The organism is Solihabitans fulvus, from assembly GCF_008386585.1.
Lineage (GTDB): Bacteria > Actinomycetota > Actinomycetes > Mycobacteriales > Pseudonocardiaceae > Solihabitans > Solihabitans fulvus.
This window is the reverse complement of sequence record NZ_VUOB01000015.1, coordinates 1-20,704: the sequence shown is the minus strand read 5'-3', so window position 1 is coordinate 20,704 and position 20,704 is coordinate 1. Positions and strand designations below refer to the sequence as shown.

Here is a 20,704-nt window from a genome sequence, read left to right as displayed (position 1 = left end):
GGTCCCCGCGAGGCGGGGCCACCCGGCGGCCGGGTCGGCTCAGCGCGCGCCGGGCGCGAACTTGTCCGTCTCGCGCTTCAACAGCGCGTCGAACGCCGCCTTGGCCGTCGCGTCGTCGGTCCCGTACGCCTCGACGCGGATCACCATCCCGCCGGTCACGTAGTGCGCGCGGTAGGTCGGCGTCTTGTTGTGGTCGGACGCGGGCAGGTACCTGACCAGCACGTTGGGTGGGCCGCCGGGGAGCAGCTGGTACTTGGCGGAGTTGTAGAGCTGGTCGATGGCGTTCAGCACGGCGGCCGGGTCCGTCCCAGTGCTCGGCACGAACCCCCAGATCCCCTGGTTGAGGTCGGTGTCCTGGCTGAGCACGAACCGCACCTCGGTGACGCCGTTGTTCTGGAGCAGCGTCGCCTCCTCCAGGGTCGGCACCTTGGCCTGGAGCGCGTTGGCGATGGAAACCGCGTTGAACTGCGAGGTGCCGCCGGGGACCTCGACGAACGGGCCGGGCGGCACCTTGGGCTTCGGCGGCGTGGTCTTCGTCGTGGTCGTGGTCGTGGTGGACGCGGCCACGTCGCCGCCGCCGGATCCCTTTCCCCACAACATGTAGCCGCCGAAGCCCAGGCCGGCGAGCACCACGATGGCGAGCACGATGCCGATGACCTTGCCGGCCTTGTTGCCGCCAGGCTTGTCGTCGAACACCTCCGGCCCCTGCCGCATGCCCCACGAGGTGTCCAGCGCCGGCATGTCGGTGCCGGCCCACGGCGGGGCGACGTCCTGCTGCTGCTGTTGCCAGCCGGGCTGGCTCGGCTGGCCATATGCCTGCGCCGGGTACTGCTGCTGCTGCTGCTGCCCGGGGCTGGACACGACCTGCGTGCGGTCAGCCTCCTGCTGGCCGCCCGCGTGCGCGGCCTGGCCGGCCGACGAGGACACCACCTGCGTGCGGTCGGCCTCCTGCCCCCCTGCCGGGCGCGCGGCGGGGCCGGCGTTCGGCACGACCTGGGTGCGGTCCGCCTCGGCCGAGCCGGGCGAATCCTTGATCGTCGGCATCACCTGGGTCGAGTCCGGGGTCGGCGGCGCCCAGCGGAACGGCGGCGGGAACGGCCCTGACGGCGGCTGCGCCGGTGCGGCCGGTTGCGCCGCGCTCGCCTGCGCCAACACCTCGTCCCGACGACGTCGGTAGTCGTCGGCTGAGATGCGCCCCTCAGCGAGCGCGCTGTCGAGCTGTTGCAGCTCTTCCTGCCAGGACATCCGGCCCCTCCCGTATCGCTCCAGCGGGTGTCATTGTCGCTGAAGCACCTGATCGCCGGCACACGGCATCGTCCGGCCGAAACAAGGTCGTTGTGGCGGACCGAGGACTCCGGCCCGCTTCCTGTGACAATCGTGCAGAGGCCGGCGATCGCTACCTGTGCACGGCCGCGGTTTCGGTCAGCCGACCGGCGCGGTCTGGAGAACCTTCGCCAGATACTGCTGGAACTGCTTGGCCACGTCCTGCTCGGTGCCCGCGCCGGACGCCGCGACGCGGATGGTGGCCGCGCCGGAGGTGTAGGTGGCCCGGTACAGCACCTGGTTGGGCTGCACGATCTTCATCACCGACACCGAGGCAGGAGCGTCGCCCCGGTCGCCGTCGACCATCGAGGCCTGCTTCTGGTTGGTGACCAACTGGGCGGCGAGCTGCTTCGCGGTGTCCTTGTCCTTGGTGACGAAGGCGGACGCGGCCAGCCCGAGGCCGTTCTTGCTGGCGAGCTTGTAGACCATGGTCTGCACACCGAACTGGTCGGTGGCCTTGCCGTCGTTCGCCGTGATCAGTTTGAGGCGCTTGGCCTCGTCGATGGGATGCTGACCGTTGTCCGGGCTCGCGTCGCCCTGCGGGGTCGGCAGCGAGTCGGCGCTGAAGCCCTGAGTGTTGTTGCCACTGCTGGGACTCTGCGAGGACGAGTTCGACGACTGCGCGGTGGTCGTGCCGCTCTGGCGGAAGCCGAACCACCACACCCCGCCGCCGATCAGCGCGAGGACGATGACGGCGACGAGCACGCCGACCCACTTGCCGGACTTCTTGCCGCCGCCTGCCGCGAACACCTCGGGCCCCTGCTTGGCCTGCGACTGCCACTGCGACATGCCCTGCTGGAAGGCCGCCGGGTCACCCCACGGCGGGGTGGTTGGCGCACCGCCCTGCTGCTGCGGCTGTTGTTGCTGCTGCTGGTACGGCTGTTGTTGCTGGTACTGGGAGAACTGCTGCGGCGGCTGCTGCTGCGGCGGCTGGTTCGGGCGCGGTGGGAAGGTCGGGACGCCCGACACGACCATGGTCTGCTCCGCCTCGGACTGTCTGCTGACGACCTGCGTCCGGTCGGCGTCCGAGCCGGTGTTGGGCGTGGCGTTGGCAGGGTTCGACGACTCCCAGCGCGCGGGTGCGCCGCCTGCGGGCGGCGGCGCGGCCGGGGCGCCCCCTGACGCCCTCGCGAGGACGTCGTCGCGCAGCACTCGGTACTGGTCGCCGGAGATGCTCCCCGAGGCCAGCGAATCGTCCAGAGCCTTGAGCTCGTCCTGCCAGGCCATTGCGGCCGCCCTTCTCAGCGATCAGTCCGCAGCGCGGACGGTTGATTCCGTGACGGGTCGTGCGCGCTGTTCGATTCATCGAGGGATCCATCTGTCGATGGGATTCCCGATGAATCGACAGAAGATCTCGGTGCCGGCAGCCGCTCGGTCAGTAGCGTGGCGCCGCGATGACCGACCTCGGCGGCGAGCAGGGTGACGAGCGTCGCGACGGCGGCGGCTGGCGCGAACGGCAGCGCGTGCCGCGCGAGCCCGAGGGTGGTCCAGCCGACCACGCCGACCAGTACCAGCAGCCACCGGCTCCGGCTGGCCAGCCACGAGGTGACCGGGTGCGCCGAGAGCGGGCCGGCCACCCGGAGGGTCAGCAGGAAGAACAGGGTCGCGTAGCAGGCGGCCAGCGGGTACCACCAGTTGTGCAGCTGCGGATGCGTGCGGTCGGACCCGGCGAGCAGCACCCAGACCACGATCCCGAACGCCGCGACCGCCCAGCCGGGCAGCCACTGCCGGCTTCGACAGCCGAGCAGTTGCCCGAGCACGGCCATCGGGAACAGGGTGAGTGCCAGCGCGAGCTGCGGCGGCGGGCCGCCGAGCAGCAACACTCCGGCGACCGCGAGCAGCTGCGTCGCCGGCACGGCGAGAGCGGCGGCGGGCAGCCGGATGATCGCGGCGCCGGTCAGCCCCGCGAGCAGTTCGAGCCCGATCACCCAGCCGAGCGTGACCAGCGGCACCGAACCCGGCACCGCCTGGCTGACCAGGCTGAGTTCACGCACCGCGGCCAGCGAGCCGGGATGCCCGTCCGGCGGGTTGATCAGGATGTCGGCGCCGAGCCGGAACAGCCCGGCCGCCACCGGCGCGACCACCAGCAGGGGCAGATAGATCCGCACCAGGCGGCCAAGGACCTCGCGCGGCGCCGCCGTCCCCGACACGGCGGAGAAGCCGCTGGCGAGCAGCAGCAGCATCACGCCGAGCATGCCGAAGTCCTCGCCGATGCCGAGCGGGCGGTTCACCCACTCCCTGACGAGGTCGACCGGCGGGAAGCGCGTGGCGTGTCGGTCGGGCCAGAGCCCCCACAGATAGCTGTAGACGATCAGGCAGCTGCCGGTCGCGCGGGCGAGGGTGGTCGCCGATGCCAGGGCAGGCCTCAACTCACCGCGCTCCCCAGCCATTCGGCAATCCTCGATCCTCCGTCGGTCCTGAGACTGCCCAGTGACCTAACGTGACGAGGCACTGGAAGCCGATCAGGTCATCAGCTTCGTGTGTGTGGCCGGATATCAGACGCCGGCGACGACAGACCATATGTCACCACATTGTCGGCGTGTCTCGGAACTGACGCGACGACCTTGTCCTTACCGATACCAGGCGGTCGGCGCCGTAGCCATCGCCGGAACAACCGGTTGGCGGGTTCCTCGACGAACCGGTGCAGGACCTCGGTCGCGGCGACCGTCGCGGCGAGCGCGGCCAGCGTGCTCCAGGTCACCCCGATTCGCGGGGTGAGCAGCGTGAGCACCGCGTAGCAGGCGGGCATGTGCACCAGGTACACCGCGTAGGTCCGCCTGGACAGCGCCTGAACCAGGCCGGACCTGGCCAGCCGCCCGCCAGCCGCCATGCCGAGCAGCACCACGAGGACGGTGATCAACAGCGTGCGCTGGTAGCCGTCGCCGTCGAACACCGCCGAGGTGGTGAGATCTGCGCGAACGAACAGCAAGAAGTGCACGATCCCGAGGGCGACGGCGGTCGCCGGCCGGATCCGCCGCTCGCGAGCCAGCGAAATGACCTGTCCGAGGAACACGACGGGCAGGAAGCTGACGATCGTGCGCACCAGCAGGGGAAACGGCGTGTCGAACAGGTGCACGGCGGACACCGTCAGCGAGATGCCGGTGGCCGCGATGGCGGCCGGCAGCCACGGCCGCCTGCGCAGCAGCGGGATGGACAGCGCGGTGAAGGCGTAGAAGGCGATCTGCACGGTGAGCGTCCACGTCACCGGCAGCAGTGGGTTCTGGTCGGGCAGTCCGTAGTTGCCCAGCCACAGGTTGCTCAGCAGCTGTCCTGCCGTTGCCGTGTCCTGCGTGGCCATCGTCGGCACGGCATCGATCTTGACCAGCACGAACGCCACCGCGAGCGCGCCCCACAGGGCCGGCACGATGCGGACGATCCTGCGGACGAAGAACTCGCCGGGGGACTCCCGGAACGCGACCGAGGTCACCACGAGGCCGGACAGCAGCAGGAAGGTGCTGACCCCGACGAAGCCGAGGTTGGCGTTGAGGTGCAGCGGGTCGACGACGGCCTCGGTGACCGCGCTGCCGACCCTCCACCGGTAGTTGCCGGCGTGGAACCATGCGGCGAGGTGCGTGTACACGACGACCACCGACGCGACCACCCGCAGCACGTCGAGGCCGTACAGGCGGCCCCGGGCGGCTGGTGTGCGGAAGTCGGCCAGTGGCGTGCGTTCGACCGTCATCCGCTGCCTTCCGTGGTGTGACTCCGATCCGATTCGGTCGAGTCCTCGTCGCACCCTGCGCAGCCGCCGTCGGCTGTTGGGCAGAACGCGACAGAAAGTGATGGGTCGGCGGAGGATATGTCACTCGAAGGAGTGGGGAAAAGTTGATGACTAGCCGAGTGCGGGGGCGGCCTTGAGCTGCCGGTCGAGCAGCACCTTGAAGGCCTCGGCGACCGCCGTGTCGTCAGGACCGAACGCCTCGACGCGCACCGTGCCGCCCGCGGTCGAGTAGTGCGCCCGGTACGTCGTCTGCCGTGGCTGGCCGTCAGACGACCGCAGGACGAGCGCCGACACGGCCGCGTGCTGCCCGGGCACCGGCTGGTAGCCGGACCTGCGGTAGAGGTCGTCGATGGACCTGGTCAGCTCGGCCACATCGTCGCCGGGCGGCGGACTGAACAGCCAGGTGCCCCTGGTCAGCTCGCCGGACCTGGCCACCCGCATCGAGATGGTGGCGACCGACGGCATCAGCACCTCGAGGTCGGCGTCGCTGAGCACTCGGGCCTTCGCGATGACGCCGAGCGAGCCCGTCGAGTCGAGGACGACGTCGCCGTCGGGAGTGACCAGCGTCTCCCTCGACTGAGCCGAGGAGGGCAGACGCGGGTCGGCGTAGACGACCGACTGCGTGTGAGGGGCATCACTGCCGTCGCCCCACAGCGCCCACCCGCCTGCGGCGAGCCCGACGAGCAGCAGGACCACGGCGACCGTGCCGATCGACCCCGTGCCACGCCGCGTCATGCTCCGCCCCCATCGAGTTACCCCGACAGTGGTAGCGGGGACACGTGATGGTGCCATGAGCGAAGGGTGATCGTGCCCGCTGCACCCGCTGGTCGGCCGGTGGGCTGCCGGCACGCGATCCCGGAGCCGGCGGCGCAACACTCGCGCCTGACCGGCCCGGACGGGATCAGCACCAGAACCAGGGGCACGGCGGGGTCGTCGTGGTGGTCGTGGTGGTGGTCGGCCTGGTAGGCCTGGTGCTCGGCCGGGTCGGCGTGGTCGTGGTCGTCGTGGTCTGCGGCGGCGCGGTGTCGCCGGTCGTCGTGGTGGCCGCGGTCGTCGTCGTGGACGATGGACGGGGTTTCGTGCTCGACGAGGTGGACGACACCGACGACGTGGCCGAGGAGCTGGTCGCGGTCACCGAGCCCGTGGTCGTCTGCGTCGGCGCAGCCGGGACCGTGGACACGACGGACGTCGTGTCGAGCACCTCGCGGTCGATCGGCAGCGCCTGGTCCGGCGAGTTGTCGGCGCCGATGCCGATACAGAACAAGGCTGCTACGACGGCACCGACAATTGCCCCAAGCGCCAGCCGACCCTGCCCGTTCATGTGGACGCGCACCCGGATTCTCTATCGGGTTCCTCCTTACGGGTCAAGCAGAACGGCCACGCCGGGGACCGGAATCACCGCGCGGCAACCGTTTCCGCATCGCATGTCCGATCTTGCGCGCCGCCGATCTCGCGCGACACGCTGAGCCCGTGGGTGGGACAGTCGACCGACCCCACCGGAGGGAGCGGGATGGCCGAGCGGCCGGTGGACGCGCTCGTCGACGGCGGATGGCGGGAGATCGCCGCGATCGACGCCGCGCTGCGGTCCGGCGCGATCGACGAGGCGGGCTGGCACGAGGCGATGGCGAACCTGTTGCGGCCCAACTATCTTGCTGCAACGACACCATGGGCGCAGTCCGGCAAGGGCGGCGACGAGGCCGACTGGATCGCCGGCCGCCGGTTCGTCGTCGACGCGCTCGACCGCGACGGCACGTTCCTGGACTGCGGCTGCGCCAACGGTTACCTGCTGGAGTGCGTGCCGAACTGGGCCGGGGCAAGGGGTTTGCGGATCGAGCCGTACGGGCTGGACATCGTGCCCGAGTTCGTCGACCTGGCCCGGCGGCGGCTGCCGAGGTGGGCCGACCGGATCTGGCTCGGCAACGCGCTGTCCTGGCCGCCGCCCTTCCGCTTCGACGCGGTGCGCGTCGGCCTCGAGTACGTGCCGGCGCACCGCCGCCCCGACCTGGTCGGCAGGCTGCTCCGCGAGGTCGTCGCGCCGGGTGGCCGCCTGGTCATCGGCCCCTACACGGAGCGGATCGCCGACCGCGCGACCGAACGGGACGTCCGGTCCTGGGGACATCGGCTCGCCGGCCGCGTCGACCGGCCGCACCACGATCGCAGGGTCGCGCGGCGGCTGCTCTGGCTCGACGCGCCGGCCGGGACCTGATCTCCGTCCGGCATCGGCAGGGTCAAGTCCTCGTTGCGCTGTCCGGACTTCGCGCCGCGCGCCTGCCGGATCCGCCACGATCGCGGTCATGGTCGAAACGCACGGCTTGGCCCGCATGATCGTGCACGACGTCGCGGTGTCCGCGCTCGTCGGCGCCGCCGTGAGCTGGCTGACGGTCACCGTCTGGACGTGGGCGATGAACTGCCCCGGCAGCCACAAGGGGGACTCCTCGCCCAGCGCGCCAGACAACGTGTCCCACCAGGTGCCCCACGACGTGCCCGGCTGCGTCACCCCCTACGACGCGATGTTCTTCTGGGCCCCCGTAGCGCTGCTGATCATCCTCGTCAGCATGGTGGTGGTCACGTTCGTTGCCCTGACGCTGCTGCGCGCCCACGCGCAGGAATGGCTGGTCATCGCCCTGCCGGTCGCCGTGATCCTCGGCACCGTCGCCCTCTACGTCGCGGAGGACATGGCGTACGCCCCCCTCCCCGGCGAACGCCCGACCGGGCTAGCCTGGACCTACGTGGCCGTCACGACGGTCAGCTGCGCCATTGCGGCCCTGCTGGTCACCCCTGCGCACTACTACCGCTCGCGCGGGCGAGCCGAGCGGGCCCGGTGACGGACGGAGTCCGAGGCCGTTCGGCCCGGAAATGCCGAGAAGGCGACACCATCAGGTGTCGCCTTCTCGGTACGTGAGCGGATGACGAGACTCGAACTCGCGACCCTCACCTTGGCAAGGTGATGCGCTACCAACTGCGCTACATCCGCCTGCCCCGCGAACGGGCTGGCCCGTCGTGGTGCGTGGACAACTATAGCGGATGTTCGGAGCAGTTCTCACCAGGGGGGTCCCCCGCCGTTAACAGCCTGTCCACCTCGGCGAACCGCTCCGAGGGCAGGCGCCACTCCCACAGCGCCCGCGCCCGCGCGACGACCTCGGGCGGCAGCCAGCCGACCACCTCGCGCCGGAGGTCCCAGTCGTCGAACACGTGGTCGTAGAAGCTGATCAGCGCGGCGTTGGGGAGAAACTGCCCCGGCTGGTCGAAGCACCATCGGGCGAAGCCGTACACGCGGCGTAACGTCTCGGGCTGGTCCTCGCGGTGCGCCTCGAGCGCCAGCAGCCACAGCTCCGACAGGAACACGTGGCACGACCACGACTCCTGCTCGATGACGCCGCGCAGTTCGGGGAACTGTGTCAGTGCCCTGCCGCGCCAGTCGCCCACGCGTTCGAAGGCTAGTGGCAGGTCGGGTTGGCGTGGCCGGCGGGCGGCGAGCCGACGCGCGGCCGTGACCGACTTGTCATCCTGCGTGACGAACTAGAATTACGCTACTCATCCGTAAGTGTTCACCCAAACGGCCCACACCGGTCGTCTGGTCTTCCGTATTGGCCCCCAATGATGGCAGGGCGTAGCCGGGCCCGTGTGGCATCTTGGTCGCCAGGCAGGCGGCGGGTAGGAGGTGCTGGGCCAGATGGTCAACGATGCGCCCTCGCCAGTTCCCGATCGTGGAGACCTCGACCCGGACCGCGAGCTGCTCGCCCGCGTCCGCGCGGGCGACGACGCGGCCTTCGGCGAGTTGTTCTCCCGACATGCCGACGCGGTGCGCCGGTTCGCCCTGCGACTGGTCAGCGACCCCGTCGAGGCCGACGACCTGACCGCCGAGGCGTTCTTCCGCGTCCTCCAGGCGATCCGCAGGGGCTCCGGCCCGACCGAGCACGTCCGCACCTACCTGCTCACGGTGGCCCGCAGGGTCGTCTGGGAGTGGAGCGAGCGGCGCCGCGACGTCCCCGTCGAGGACGAGGAGCTCAGCCGCCGCGTCGAGCCCTACGCCGACAACGCCGGCCCGCACGCCGAGCAGTACCTGATCGGCCGCGCGTTCCGCAGCCTGCCGGAGCGCTGGCGCACCGTGCTGTGGCGCGTCGAGGTCGAGGGGGAGCGGCCGGCGACGGTGGCCTCGCACTTCGGCCTGACCGCGAACGCGATGTCCGCGCTGGCTCGCCGCGCCAGGGAGGGCCTGCGCGCCGCCTACCTCCAGGCGCACCTCTCCGACGCGGAGACCGCGCGGCACTGCCGCTCGGTGCGCCCCAAGCTCGGCGCGTACACGGCAGGCCAGGTCACCGGCAGCGAGCTGAGCCGCATCCGCAAGCACCTGGCCGGGTGCGGATCCTGCCGCGCCCTGCACGCCGACCTCACCGACGTGTGTACCGGCCTGCGCTCCTACGCCGGGCTGCTGGCGCTGCCGGCCGCCGCCGCGCTGATCGGCCACCAGCTCGCCGCCGCGATCCCGCCCGTCGCCGCCGTCACCGGCGCGTCCGCCGCCGGCGGGGTCACGAGCCTGTCCGCGCCCGCCGTCGTCGGCAAGAGTGTGCTGCTGGCCGGCCGGGTGAAGCTGCTGCTCGCGGCGGCCTCGGTGGCCGCCGTCGGCGTCATCGGCCTGTCCGTCGGCCCGCTGACCACGGGCGGACCCGGCCTCGCCGTGGTGCGCCCCGACCAGAACGACCGAGGCCAGGTGCTCGCGCTGTGCACGCCGCAGGCCAGCACCGACACCAGCGGCCGCGCGGCGACCGCGTCGAGCAGCAGCCGGGGCACGGTCGTCGCCGGCAGCTCGGCCGACTCGCCGGGCCCGGCGAACCAGCCGGTCCGCGCGGTGCCGGCGCACCTGCCCCGCCAGCCCGCTCAGCAGGGCGACAACAGCGCCCCGGTTCAGGCGGGCTCGCCCGCCGAGGGGTCCGTCGCGACGCCGCAGACCGACCCGCAGGGCGGCACGGCGCTCGCGCCGCCCGACACGACCGTCCAGCGCGACCTGTCGTTGACCTCCACCGTGCCGACGTCGGGCCCGGTCACGGTGCTCGGCAGGCCGACGACCACGACGTCGACCAGCCCGACGGACGCGCCGGTCAAGGTTCTGGCCCCGACGATCACGTCGACCACGACGCCGGGGTCGACGACCCCGACCACCACCGCGCCCGCGAAGTCGATCCCGCCGGCCCCGCCGTCGCCGGGCAAGCCGGGCCGCACCACCTAAGGCGCCCGCGAACGGGCGTGCTCGCGCTGCGTGACGGCCGGGGTCGAAGGTGCGGACAAGATCGCCTGCCGGCACAATTCCGGTGACTCCCCGCCGCCGTCCTCGGACCCGAACGGGGGTCGGGTGCGCTGCGGGTTCACCCTCGGGGCCCAGCCGCCCCGAGGTACCGTGAGGCACGCTCAGCTATCGCATCTGACGTATTCGGTAACGGACGCCCGAATCTCGAGGAGACGGTGATGACGCGGCTGGTGCGCGGTGCGGATGGCCGGATGTGGACGGTGCGCGGCCGGGTGGAATGGCGCAACCCGTCCGGCGCCGACGACTTCGAGCACGACGTGAGCGGCGGCTACGGTCCCGGCGTCGTCCTGCTCGGCATGGTCGTGGTGTTGGCGATGGTGCTGGTCTGGTGGACCCCGTCGGACGTGATCGTGCCGAGCTGGCTGGTCCTCGCGCTCATCCTGCTGTTCCTGTTCTTCCCGACCCGCTGGACGCTGCGGCGGCCGTGGACGCTGGTGGCGGAGAGCCCCGGCGGCATCGACGAGCACCCGCCGGAGCGGTGGGTCGGCCAGGTCAGGGGCGTGCTCGCGGTGCGCCAGGAGGCCGCCAAGGTGGCCAGGAACATCGAGGTCTACTCGCTCCCCGACGTCGAGGGGCCCCTGCAACCGGTCGACTGACGGCCGATTCCGGGTGACACTTGGCGGGTGCCCGAACTGCCCGAAGTCGAGGCGTTGGCCCACCACCTGCGCGAGCACGCGGTCGGCCGCACCGTGCACCGGCTGGACCTCGCGTCCATGAGCGTGCTCAAGACCTTCGACCCGCCGTGGACGGCGCTGCACGGCCGCGCGGTGACCGGGGCTGGCCGGCACGGCAAGCACCTCGACCTCGACTGCGACGGCCTGCACCTGGTCGTGCACCTGGCCAGGGCGGGCTGGCTGCGCTGGTCCGACACGCTCTCGGCGGCACCGCCCAAGCCGGGGCGCGGCCCGCTCGCGCTGCGCGTGCACCTCGGGCCGCCCGGCAGCGGACCGGGCTTCGACCTGACCGAGGCCGGCACCAAGAAGGGCCTGGCGGCGTGGATCGTCGCCGACCCGGGGGAGGTGCCGAGCATCGCGCGGCTCGGCCCCGACGCGCTTGCGGTCGACCGCGAGGAGCTGGCCGCGCTGTTCGCCGGTCGCACCGAGCGGCTGAAGACGGCGCTCACCGACCAGTCGCTGATCGCCGGCGTCGGCAACGCGTACTCGGACGAGATCATGCACACCGCGCGGCTGTCGCCGTACGCGACGGCGGGGAAGCTGGCCGAGGACGCGCTCGACCGCCTGTTCGAGGCGCTGCGCTCGGTGCTGACCGACGCCGTCGCGCGGTCGGTCGGCCAGGCCGCCGCGCGGCTCAAGGGCGAGAAGCGGTCCGGTCTGCGGGTGCACGCCCGCACCGGCCTGCCGTGCCCGGTGTGCGGGGACACCGTCCGCGAGGTGTCCTTTGCCGACAAGGCGTTCCAGTACTGCCCGACCTGTCAGACCGGCGGCAAACCGCTCGCCGACCGCCGCCTGTCCCGCCTGCTGAAGTGAATCCGCGCCTCCGCTGCGACACCGCCTACTTGCGGACAAACCCCACCCACCACCGGGGGCCGAGCCCTTGGCCAGTCTATCGATGATCTTCGGTCTGGGCCGTCGAGTCGTGTTCCTGTGGGTAACTCGGCGGTGTGGGTGCCGAGTTTGATCCGTTCGGCCCGTCACTCGACGATGATCACCTCGAGGGTGCGGGGGCCGTGCACGCCCTCCACCCGGTCCAGCTCGATGTCGCTGGTGGCCGACGGCCCGCTGACGAAGGTCAGCGGCCGCACCGGATCCAGCCTGGCCAGCGCCTCCGGCACGGTGCCGGTCACCTGGTCGGCGCGCACCACGCACAGGTGGTAGTCCGGCAACAGCGTCAGCACCCTGCGGCCCTGCGCGACCCCGGCGTCCAGCACCAGCGTGCCCGTCTCGGCGATCGCCACCGCGCAGCCGGTGAGCACGCCGTCGACGCCGTCCAGCTCCTCGGTGGTCAGCGCTGGCTCGTCGGGCCGCCAGGCGACGCCGTCGATCAGCCACGACCCCGGCACGTCGACGGGGACGGCCATCGTGCGCGCGCCCCGCGACACGAGCGCGGCCTCGATCGCGGCGGGCAGCTCGGCCGAGGTGGCCCGCCGCACCACCGCGCGGTAGTCGGCGACCCGCTCGGCCAGCAACGCGAGGACGTCGCCGACGTCGCGGGTCCGGTCGTAGTCGCGCGGCACCGGCCGCGCCACCGGACGGTCGGCCAGCGCCGCACGGACGCGGCCGAGGATCTCGGCCCGGGAATCAGCCACGGGTACGCCTCCACCACGCGCGAAACGACTCCTTGGGCGGCGCGGGCACGTCCCGCGTCGCGGTCCACTTCGACCCTGGCCACGGCAGCGCACTGATCCGGCCGCCGCGCGCCAGCAGCCGCGCCAGCGACCCGGCCCGCTGCGCCCGCTCGTACCGTTTCGGGTCGGCGAACACCCAGGCCGCCGCCGCCATCGCGATCGCCTCCGGAGTGTGCTTTCCCTTGGCGCGCACGGCTTCCGCCCGCAGGTGCACCAGCACCTCAGGGATGTTGATCCGGACGGGGCAGACCTCGTAGCAGGCCCCGCACAGCGAGGACGCGTACGGCAGCGAGGCGGCCTGCTTGTCGTGCGGGTCGGCGACCAGCTGGGGCGTCAGGATCGCGCCGATGGGGCCAGGGTAGACCGAGCCGTACGCCTTCCCTCCGGTGCGCTCGTACACCGGGCACACGTTCAGGCAGGCAGAGCAGCGGATGCAGCGCAGCGCCTGCCGGCCGACCGTGTCGGCCAGCGTCGCGGTGCGGCCGTTGTCCAGCAGCACCAGGTGGAACTCCTGCGGGCCGTCGCCGGGCGTGACACCCGTCCACACCGAGGTGTAGGGGTTCATCCGCTCCGCGGTGGACGAGCGGGGCAGCAGCTGGAGGAACACCTCGAGATCCGACCAGGTCGGCACGATCTTCTCGATGCCCATGACGGTGATCAGCGTGTCCGGCAGGGTCAGGCACATCCGGCCGTTGCCCTCGGACTCCAGCACCACGATCGACCCGGTGTCGGCGACGGCGAAGTTGGCGCCGGAGATGGCGACCCTGGTGGACAGGAACTTGCGGCGCAGGTGCCGGCGCGCGGCCTCGGCCAGCTCGCGCGGCTCGTCGGTGAGGTCGTCGGGCACGTCCGGCATCTTCCTGCGGAAGATGTCCCTGATCTCCGCGCGGTTGCGGTGGATGGCCGGCACCAGGATGTGCGATGGCCGGTCGTCACCGAGCTGCACGATCAGCTCGGCGAGGTCGGTCTCCACGGCGGTGACGCCGCCGGCCGCGAGCGCCTCGTTCAGCCCGATCTCGGCGGTGGCCATGGACTTCACCTTGACCACCTCGTCCGCGCCGGTCGCGCGGACCAGGCCGAGCACGATCGCGTTGGCCTCCTCGGCGTCGCGCGCCCAGTGCACCACGCCGCCGCGCGCGGTCACCGACGCCTCCAGCCGTTCGAGGTAGGTGTCCAGGTTGGCCAGCACCTCGTCCTTGCTCGCCTCGCCGGCCAGCCGCAGCCGTTCCCAGTCGTCGAGTTCGGCGACCGCGTCCGCCCGCTTGGCGCGGATGATGCCGGTGGCGTGCCGGAGGTTGCTGCGCTGCTGGGTGTCGGCCAGCGCCGCCCGCGCCGCGTCGGGGAAGGCGGGGCTGCCGAGCCACGTCACCGGGTTTCTGGCGCCCACGGCTCCTCCTTCGTGCTGGCCAGGATCTCCGCGAGGTGCACCGGCCGCACCCCGGCGCGCAGCCGGGACAGGCCGCCGCCGATGTGCATGAGGCAGGAGTTGTCGCCCGCGGTGAGGACCTCGGCGCCGGTGTCGAGCACGCCGCGCATCTTGTCGGCGAGCATCGCGGTGGACGTCTCGGCGTTCTTCACCGCGAAGGTGCCGCCGAACCCGCAGCAGGTCTCCTCGCCCGGCAGCTCGACCAGGTCGAGGCCACGCACCTCGCGCAGCAGCCGGAGCGGTTTGTCGCCGACACCGAGCATCCGCAGCGAGTGACAGGTCGGGTGATAGGTGACGCGGTGCGGGAAGTACGCCCCGACGTCGGTCACCCCGAGCACGTCGACGAGCAGCTCGGACAGCTCGTAGCTGCGGCCAGCTGGGCCGGGGTCGGCGCCGAGCCCTGGGTGCGCGTCGCGGACCATGCCGGCGCACGAGCCCGACGGCAGCACCACGGCGTCGTAGCCGGCGAACAGCCTGGCGTAGTCGCGGGCGAGCGGCCTGGCGGCGTCGGCGTAGCCGGTGTTGTAGTGCATCTGCCCGCAGCACGTCTGCCCGAGCGGGAAGTCGACCGAGCAGCCGAGTCGTTCCAGCAACCGGACCACCGCGCGCCCCGTCGCGGGATAGAAGGTGTCGGTCAGGCAGGTCGCGAACAGCGCGATCCTCGGGCCGGTCTTGCGCTCCACCATCTGCACGCCGACCACCCTGCCCGCGAATTCATCGGATGTCTACTGTCGCGCTCGCGACACCGTTGGCCGACGCGCCCGCGACACCGTGGGCCATGGGCACGGACGCTCTGGACCAAAGGAGCGGTGCGTCGTTCCGCCCCTTGCCGTTTCCGCCCCGATCAGCGGACTATGCACACGTGGCCGAGCTGCTGACCGAACGCGCCGCCCTCGGCGTGATCGCCACGCTTGCCGTACTCGGACTGTTCGTGATGCTGTGCCGAGCGCGACGCGTGAGCACCACGGTCGAGGACGCCGTCATGGACATGCTGCACCGCATGTCGAAGGCGTCCTCTGACCTGCGTGAAGGGCTGACCGAGGAAGCCGCGAACCGGGCGACACCGCACCTGCGCGAGATGCTGCGCTGTGTCGCGGTCGGCATCACCGACCACGACGGGACGCTGCTGTCGTGGGACGGCGGGGCCAACGACCACTACGAGTTCCTGCGCCAGTCGATCGAACGGGCCATCACCAACTGCTGCAAAGAGCTCGTCGAGCATCGCTCGATCGGGTGTGAATTTCCGGGTCCCTGCCCGATGCACAGCGCGATGATCGTGCCGCTGGTGGTGGAGGGCGACGTCGCCGGCACGATCATCGTGGTGAGCGGCGTGCCCAACAAGCGGCAGATCCGGATGGCCGAGGAGAGCGCGCGGTTCGTCTCGACGCAGCTGGAGCTGGCCGTGCTGCAACGCTCCCGCCAGCAGCTCGCCCAGGCCGAGGTGAAGGCGCTGCGGGCGCAGATCTCCCCGCATTTCATCTACAACGCGCTGAACACGATCTCCTCGCTGATCCGCACCGACCAGGAGCACGCCCGCGAGCTGCTGCTGGACTTCGCCGAGTTCACCAGGTACTCGTTCCGCACCGACGGCTTCTTCACCACGCTGTCCGACGAGCTGACCAACATCGACCGCTACCTCACCATCGAGCAGGCCCGCTACGGCCAGCGGCTGAGCGTGCGGCTGAAGGTCGCGCCTGAGGTGCTCCAGGTCGTGCTGCCGTTCCTGGTGCTGCAACCGCTGGTGGAGAACGCGGTCCGGCACGGGCTGGCGAAGAAGCCCGGCGGCGGCATCCTCACCATCACCGCCGAGGACCACGGCGCCGAGGCGCTGATCAGCGTCGAGGACACCGGCGTCGGCATGGACCCCGACCGGCTGTTCGACGACCTCAAGGACGCGCACACCACCGGCGCGCACGTCGGCATCGGCAACATCAACGACCGGATGCGGTCGGTGTTCGGCGAGGAGTACGCGCTGGTCGTGGAGACCGCGCCGGATGCAGGCATGAAGGTGATCATCAAGGTGCCGAAGTTCAGCAGGGGAGTGCGGCCGTCGCTGTCGCTGGTGCAGCCCTCAGCCGACGTGCCCAACACCGCGGAACAGCCGGTGATCAGCGGCTGAGCGGCGCGCGGGGCACGGCGAGTGTCAGCGGGTGGCGACCGCGAGCACGGTGATCATCATGACGACACAGATCGCCCAGCTGATCCACATCCAGTAGATGTGCATCGGGCTCGGGCCGTCGGAGTTCTGCCTGCCGCGTTCGTCCCACCACTCCACATAGCGCTCCAGCCAGCGCAGCGGGTTGAACGTCACCGCCCAACCGTACGCGTCCGATCGGCCGCACAGGTCGCACACGCGGTGGCGCGCGGCAGCGCAACGACAACGATCTCCGGCCGATCATCGTCGAACACAGGTCGCACACGGGGTGGCGCGCGGCAGCGCAATGATCTCCGGCTGATCATCGTCGAGCACGGGTCGCACACGGGGTGGCGCGCGCCCGTAGTGTCGACGCCATGAACGTGACGGACAGGATCGCCGCGCGGCTGCCCATGATCGGCGACCGAGTCGACCGCACCCCCGTGGTCGCCGCCGTTCGGCTCCAGGGCGTGATCACCCCATCGCCCTCCCCGATGGCCAGGAACACGATCAGCCTGCACGCCGTCGAGTCGGCGCTGACCAGGGCGTTCGGTCACGAGCGGCTGGTCGCCGTCGCGCTGATGATCAACTCGCCCGGCGGCGCGCCGACCCAGTCCGCGCTCATCGCCGAGCGGATCAGGGAGCTGGCCGCCAAGAAGAAGGTCCCGGTGCTCGCGTTCTGCGAGGACCTCGCCGCGTCCGGCGGGTACTGGCTGGCCTGCGCCGCCGACGAGATCTACGCGCACGCCACCTCGATGGTCGGCTCGATCGGGGTGGTCACCTCGGGTTTCGGCCTGACCGGCCTGATCGAGCGGTTCGGCGTCGAGCGGCGCGTGTACACCGCTGGCGAGCACAAGGTCCGGCTCGACCCGTTCCGCCCGGAGAAGCCGGAGGACGTGGAGTGGCTGCGCGACCTGCACGGCGAGCTGCACGAGCAGTTCGTGAGCTGGGTGCGGGAGCGGCGCGGGGACCGGCTCAACGGCACGGACGAGGAGCTGTTCTCCGGCGAGGTCTGGACCGGGGCGCGGGCGCGGGACCGCGGCCTCGTCGACGGCCTCGGCACCCTGCGCGGCGTGGTCACTCAGCGTTTCCCCGGCGCGGAGATCTCGGTGGCCGAGCCGAGGCGACCCCTGCTCGCACGCCTGGGGCTGGCCGGGGCCGCGACACGATTGGGTGGCTCCGGGACGCCGGCGGACGCCGTCGTCGCCACCCTGGACGCGCTGGAGAATCGGGCGAGTTGGTCCCGATTCGGCCTGTAGGTCTGGAATCGATCAACTGTGGGTAGCACAGGGCTCCATGGCATCACCCGGACAGGCGGGTCCCCCGACGTAGACAGAAACCCCGATCGCTCGGCAAGATGCGCCTCACAGTGAGCACCCAGGACAATTCCCCCGGCCTCCTCGTCTTGGCGGTAGACGACGAGGCTCCCGGCTTGAGCGAGATCACCTTCCAGCTCGAGCAGAGCCCGCAAGTCAGACGCGTGCTGACGGCCTTCGACGCGGCCGAGGCGCTGCGTGTGCTGCGCGGCGACTACGACCCAGAGGTCATGCAGCGCCAGAGCCTCGGGTACCCGCCGGTCGACGCCGTGTTCGCCGACATCAACATGCCCGGCCTCAGCGGCATGGACCTGGCCAAGGTGCTCAACGCCTTCCGGGCGCCACCGGTCCTGGTGTTCGTCACCGGCGTCGAGCACCAGGAGGCGATCAACGCCTTCGACCTCGGCGCGCTCGACTTCGTCACGAAACCGTTCGCGCCAGGCCGCATCGAGAAGGCCGTCGGCAGGGTCGTCGACCGGCTCGGCCGGGTCCCCGCCGAGGAGGCCGCGCCGGAACAGCAGGACGACGAGGTCATCCCCGTCGAACTGGGCGGCACGATCAAGCTGGTGCCCAGGGCGTCGGTGCGTTACGTCGAGGCCCAGGGCGACTACGCGCGCCTGCACACCGCGGACGGCGGCAGCCACCTGGTCCGGATTCCGTTGGCGCAGCTGGAGGAACGCTGGGCCAACGCGGGCTTCGTCCGCATCCACCGGTCCTACCTCGTGTCGCTGCCGCTGGTCAGCGAGCTGCGGATGACCGCAGGCGGCTACGCGGTGGTGATCGGCTCCGGCGACGCGGCCAAGGAGCTGCCGGTCAGCAGGCGGCACACCAGGGAACTCAAGGACCGCATCGTGCGGCCGCCGAGGAACGGCTGGGGCCAGGGCTGATGAGCCGGCACGACTCCGGCGAGGAACCACCGGACAAGCCGGCGCAACAGGACGCCTGGCTGTCCGTGTCGGGGCACAAGCCGCGCCGCAGGCGCGTGGTGCTGGCCGACTCGCGCGGCCGGGGTCGGGTGCTGCGCACCATCATCGAACTCGAGGAGCAGACCAGCGTCGGCGAGAAACTGGTGCGCGACCTGGTGATGATCCAGCTGCGGACGGCGTTCCTGCTCTCGGCGCTGTTCGTCCTGGTGATCGGCGGCCTGCCGATCGCCTTCTACCTGATGCCGGCGCTGGCCGACGTCGTGGTGGTCGGCGTGCGGCTGCCCTGGCTGTTGCTCGGCGTCGTGCCGTTTCCGCTGCTGTACGGACTCGGCTACTGGTACCGGTGGCTCGCGGAACGTCATGAGAGAGACTTCGTCAACATGGTCGATCGCTGACCGCACCAGACAGAGTCGATCGGGACGCGCGTCGTGGACAAGAACCTGTGGGGCCTCACCGGTGTCGTGTTCGTCGCCGTGTTCACCTTCCTGCTCGGCTACGTCGGCTCCCGCAGGGCGAACACCACCCCGGACTTCCTGGTGGCCAGGCGCGCGGTGCCGGCCAACCGCAACGCGGCGGCGATCTCCGGCGAGTACCTGTCTGCGGCGTCCTTTCTCAGCGTGGCCGGGCTCGTGCTCAAGGACGGCGTCGACGCGCTGTGGTACCCGATCGGCTTCACGGCGGGCTATCTGGCGCTGATGCTGTTCGTGGCGGCCCCGCTGCGGCGGTCCGGCGCGTACACGCTGCCCGATTTCGCCGAGGCCAGGCTCGGCTCGACCAGGCTCCGCCGGTTCTGCACGTTCTTCGTGGTGTGCATCGGGGTGCTGTACCTGATCCCGCAGTTGCAGAGCGCCGGGCTGACGCTGTCCACGATCACCTCGACGCCGTCCTGGGTCGGCGGGGTCGTGGTGACCGGGATCGTCGCGGTGAACGTGCTCGGCGGCGGCATGCGCGCGATCACGCTGGTGCAGGCGTTCCAGTACTGGATCAAGCTGTTCGCCATCGCCGCGCCGACCTTCGTGCTGTTCGTGGTGTTCCTCGCCAACCCGCACGACCGGGCGCAGCCGCTGAGCCCCGGCCGGGCGCCCGGCTTCGCCTCGGCGACCAGCGTGACGCTGCCCGACTCGGTCCGGCTCCAGGTGACCGCGCCGCTCGAACTCGGCGTCACCGGGCAGTGGAACGGGCATGCCGCGGACGGCGAGGTGTACTGGGCGCCGGGCGTCTACCAGGTCTCGGCCGGCACCGAGCTGCGCTTCCACGCCGGCAGCACCGCGCCGGTGGTGCTCGGCTCGCCGCCGACCAACGACGGCTGGGTGCACGGCGGGTCCAAGGGCGTCGCCGGCCTGTTCCAGACCTACTCGCTGATCTTCGCGACGTTCCTCGGCACGATGGGCCTCCCGCACGTGCTGGTGCGCTTCTACACCAACCCGGACGGCCGCGCGGCCAGGCGGACGGCGCTGCACGTGCTGTACCTGCTCGGGCTGTTCTACGTGTTCCCGACGGTGCTCGGCGTGCTGTCGCGGGCGTTCCTGCCGCAGCTGCTGGTCACCGGCAAGAGCGACGCCGCGGTGCTGATGCTGCCCGGCGCGATGATGCCGAACCTGGCTGGCCAGGTGCTCGGGGCGGTGGTGGCGGCCGGCGCGTTCGCCGCGTTCCTGTCCACCTCCTCGGGGCTGCTGGTGAGCGTGGCCGGGGTGCTGTCGACGGATGTGTTGCGCGGCAAGGTGAGCGACTTCCGCTGGGCGACCGCGCTCGCCGGGATCGGCGCGATCGGCCTCGCCCTGGTGTTGGCCCGCAGCGACGCCTCGCTGACCGTCGGGATGTCCTTCGCGTTGGCCGCGTCGACGTTCTGCCCGTTGCTGGTGCTCGGCATCTGGTGGCGGGGGCTGACCTGGGTCGGCGGCGTGTACGGGATGGTCGTCGGCGGCGGGCTGGTGATCGGCGCGATCCTGATGAACGTGATCAGCACCTACACCGGGAAGTGGTCGCCGCCGCTGATGCAGCAGCCTGCGCTGGTGACCGTGCCGGTCGCGTTCCTGACGATGATCCTGGTGAGCAAGGCGACCGCGCGGCGGCTGCCCGACGACGTGAACCGGATCCTGCTGCGGTTGCACGCGCCCGACCCGCTCGGGTTCATTCAGGACCGCGCCATCGCGAGCTTCGGCACCGCGGAGGAGAAGGCGCGGCTGGCGCACGGAAAACACCGAGGCACAGGTATCCGACCGCGCGACTAGTAGACCGTCGCTTCTAA

The 20,704-nt window shown here is 71.3% G+C and carries 21 protein-coding genes and 1 tRNA gene; 11 read left to right on the top strand and 11 right to left on the bottom strand.

What is annotated here, in order from left to right:
- Nucleotides 1-39 precede the first annotated feature (39 nt).
- From F0L68_RS09405 to F0L68_RS09385, 5 genes are all read right to left on the bottom strand, one after another.
- Complete coding sequence (locus F0L68_RS09405; protein WP_149849110.1) at nucleotides 40-1,245, bottom strand: hypothetical protein; 1,206 nt, start codon at nucleotides 1,243-1,245, stop codon at nucleotides 40-42.
- A 177-nt stretch (nucleotides 1,246-1,422) separates the two neighbouring features.
- The gene (locus tag F0L68_RS09400) at nucleotides 1,423-2,550 is read right to left on the bottom strand and encodes a flagellar basal body-associated FliL family protein (protein ID WP_149849109.1); all 1,128 of its coding nucleotides are present in this window, start codon (nucleotides 2,548-2,550) and stop codon (nucleotides 1,423-1,425) included.
- Between the two features lie 14 nt (nucleotides 2,551-2,564).
- The gene (locus F0L68_RS09395) at nucleotides 2,565-3,713 is read right to left on the bottom strand and encodes a hypothetical protein (RefSeq protein ID WP_149849108.1); all 1,149 of its coding nucleotides are present in this window, start codon (nucleotides 3,711-3,713) and stop codon (nucleotides 2,565-2,567) included.
- Between the two features lie 80 nt (nucleotides 3,714-3,793).
- Entirely contained in the window at nucleotides 3,794-5,005 is a 1,212-nt protein-coding gene (locus tag F0L68_RS09390) for an acyltransferase family protein (RefSeq protein ID WP_149849107.1), read from the bottom strand.
- 150 nt (nucleotides 5,006-5,155) lie between these two features.
- A complete protein-coding gene (locus tag F0L68_RS09385; protein ID WP_149849106.1) occupies nucleotides 5,156-5,779 on the bottom strand; it encodes a hypothetical protein in 624 nt (207 codons plus the stop codon).
- A gap of 200 nt (nucleotides 5,780-5,979) precedes the next feature.
- Here F0L68_RS09385 and F0L68_RS09380 point away from each other — a divergent pair, with 200 nt between their 5' ends.
- The 3 genes from F0L68_RS09380 (at nucleotide 5,980) to F0L68_RS09370 (ending at nucleotide 7,869) form a co-directional block, all read left to right on the top strand.
- Entirely contained in the window at nucleotides 5,980-6,510 is a 531-nt protein-coding gene (locus tag F0L68_RS09380) for a hypothetical protein (protein WP_149849105.1), read from the top strand.
- Nucleotides 6,511-6,554: 44 nt separating this feature from the next.
- The gene (locus F0L68_RS09375) at nucleotides 6,555-7,250 is read left to right on the top strand and encodes a class I SAM-dependent methyltransferase (RefSeq protein WP_149849104.1); all 696 of its coding nucleotides are present in this window, start codon (nucleotides 6,555-6,557) and stop codon (nucleotides 7,248-7,250) included.
- 88 nt (nucleotides 7,251-7,338) lie between these two features.
- Nucleotides 7,339-7,869, top strand: a complete 531-nt coding sequence (locus F0L68_RS09370) for a hypothetical protein (RefSeq protein WP_149849103.1) — start codon at nucleotides 7,339-7,341, stop codon at nucleotides 7,867-7,869.
- A gap of 76 nt (nucleotides 7,870-7,945) precedes the next feature.
- On the opposite strand, the gene F0L68_RS09365 is transcribed toward F0L68_RS09370, so the two are convergent.
- A tRNA-Gly gene (locus F0L68_RS09365) sits at nucleotides 7,946-8,018 on the bottom strand.
- 41 nt (nucleotides 8,019-8,059) lie between these two features.
- Nucleotides 8,060-8,470 carry a DUF7674 family protein gene (locus F0L68_RS09360; RefSeq protein WP_149849102.1) on the bottom strand — a complete coding sequence of 137 codons (411 nt, stop codon included), beginning with the start codon at nucleotides 8,468-8,470 and terminating at the stop codon, nucleotides 8,060-8,062.
- 247 nt (nucleotides 8,471-8,717) lie between these two features.
- Between F0L68_RS09360 and F0L68_RS09355 the strand changes: the two genes are divergently transcribed.
- The 3 genes from F0L68_RS09355 to F0L68_RS09345 all read left to right on the top strand — a co-directional run bounded on the left by F0L68_RS09355 (nucleotide 8,718) and on the right by F0L68_RS09345 (nucleotide 11,836).
- Nucleotides 8,718-10,271 carry a sigma-70 family RNA polymerase sigma factor gene (locus tag F0L68_RS09355; RefSeq protein ID WP_149849101.1) on the top strand — a complete coding sequence of 518 codons (1,554 nt, stop codon included), beginning with the start codon at nucleotides 8,718-8,720 and terminating at the stop codon, nucleotides 10,269-10,271.
- 236 nt (nucleotides 10,272-10,507) lie between these two features.
- A complete protein-coding gene (locus tag F0L68_RS09350; protein WP_149849100.1) occupies nucleotides 10,508-10,945 on the top strand; it encodes a DUF983 domain-containing protein in 438 nt (145 codons plus the stop codon).
- Between the two features lie 27 nt (nucleotides 10,946-10,972).
- Nucleotides 10,973-11,836 carry an Fpg/Nei family DNA glycosylase gene (locus F0L68_RS09345; protein ID WP_149849099.1) on the top strand — a complete coding sequence of 288 codons (864 nt, stop codon included), beginning with the start codon at nucleotides 10,973-10,975 and terminating at the stop codon, nucleotides 11,834-11,836.
- A gap of 164 nt (nucleotides 11,837-12,000) precedes the next feature.
- Here the strand turns inward: F0L68_RS09345 and F0L68_RS09340 are convergent, their stop codons facing one another.
- Genes F0L68_RS09340 through F0L68_RS09330 form a run of 3 tightly spaced genes read right to left on the bottom strand, consistent with a single transcriptional unit; the run spans nucleotide 12,001 to nucleotide 14,766 of the window.
- Complete coding sequence (locus F0L68_RS09340) at nucleotides 12,001-12,615, bottom strand: LutC/YkgG family protein (RefSeq protein ID WP_149849098.1); 615 nt, start codon at nucleotides 12,613-12,615, stop codon at nucleotides 12,001-12,003.
- Entirely contained in the window at nucleotides 12,608-14,041 is a 1,434-nt protein-coding gene (locus F0L68_RS09335; RefSeq protein WP_149849097.1) for a LutB/LldF family L-lactate oxidation iron-sulfur protein, read from the bottom strand. Before F0L68_RS09335 ends, F0L68_RS09340 begins: the two co-directional genes overlap by 8 nt.
- Nucleotides 14,020-14,766 carry a (Fe-S)-binding protein gene (locus tag F0L68_RS09330; RefSeq protein ID WP_149849168.1) on the bottom strand — a complete coding sequence of 249 codons (747 nt, stop codon included), beginning with the start codon at nucleotides 14,764-14,766 and terminating at the stop codon, nucleotides 14,020-14,022. The genes F0L68_RS09335 and F0L68_RS09330 overlap by 22 nt, the downstream gene beginning before the upstream one ends.
- A 176-nt stretch (nucleotides 14,767-14,942) precedes the next feature.
- Here F0L68_RS09330 and F0L68_RS09325 point away from each other — a divergent pair, with 176 nt between their 5' ends.
- The gene (locus F0L68_RS09325; protein WP_223198631.1) at nucleotides 14,943-16,199 is read left to right on the top strand and encodes a histidine kinase; all 1,257 of its coding nucleotides are present in this window, start codon (nucleotides 14,943-14,945) and stop codon (nucleotides 16,197-16,199) included.
- Nucleotides 16,200-16,223: 24 nt separating this feature from the next.
- Here F0L68_RS09325 and F0L68_RS42250 read toward each other — a convergent pair whose 3' ends face one another.
- Complete coding sequence (locus F0L68_RS42250) at nucleotides 16,224-16,391, bottom strand: hypothetical protein (RefSeq protein ID WP_188316475.1); 168 nt, start codon at nucleotides 16,389-16,391, stop codon at nucleotides 16,224-16,226.
- Nucleotides 16,392-16,591: 200 nt separating this feature from the next.
- On the opposite strand from F0L68_RS42250, the gene F0L68_RS09320 reads away from it, so the two are divergent.
- The 4 genes from F0L68_RS09320 to F0L68_RS09305 all read left to right on the top strand — a co-directional run bounded on the left by F0L68_RS09320 (nucleotide 16,592) and on the right by F0L68_RS09305 (nucleotide 20,687).
- A complete protein-coding gene (locus F0L68_RS09320) occupies nucleotides 16,592-17,473 on the top strand; it encodes a S49 family peptidase (protein WP_149849096.1) in 882 nt (293 codons plus the stop codon).
- Nucleotides 17,474-17,571: 98 nt separating this feature from the next.
- Nucleotides 17,572-18,417, top strand: a complete 846-nt coding sequence (locus F0L68_RS09315) for a LytR/AlgR family response regulator transcription factor (protein WP_149849095.1) — start codon at nucleotides 17,572-17,574, stop codon at nucleotides 18,415-18,417.
- Nucleotides 18,417-18,851, top strand: coding sequence for an ABC transporter permease (locus tag F0L68_RS09310; RefSeq protein ID WP_149849094.1), 435 nt, complete (start codon nucleotides 18,417-18,419; stop codon nucleotides 18,849-18,851). Before F0L68_RS09315 ends, F0L68_RS09310 begins: the two co-directional genes overlap by 1 nt.
- Nucleotides 18,852-18,884: 33 nt before the next feature.
- Nucleotides 18,885-20,687, top strand: coding sequence for a sodium/solute symporter (locus F0L68_RS09305; protein WP_149849093.1), 1,803 nt, complete (start codon nucleotides 18,885-18,887; stop codon nucleotides 20,685-20,687).
- The last annotated feature ends 17 nt before the right edge of the window (nucleotides 20,688-20,704 follow it).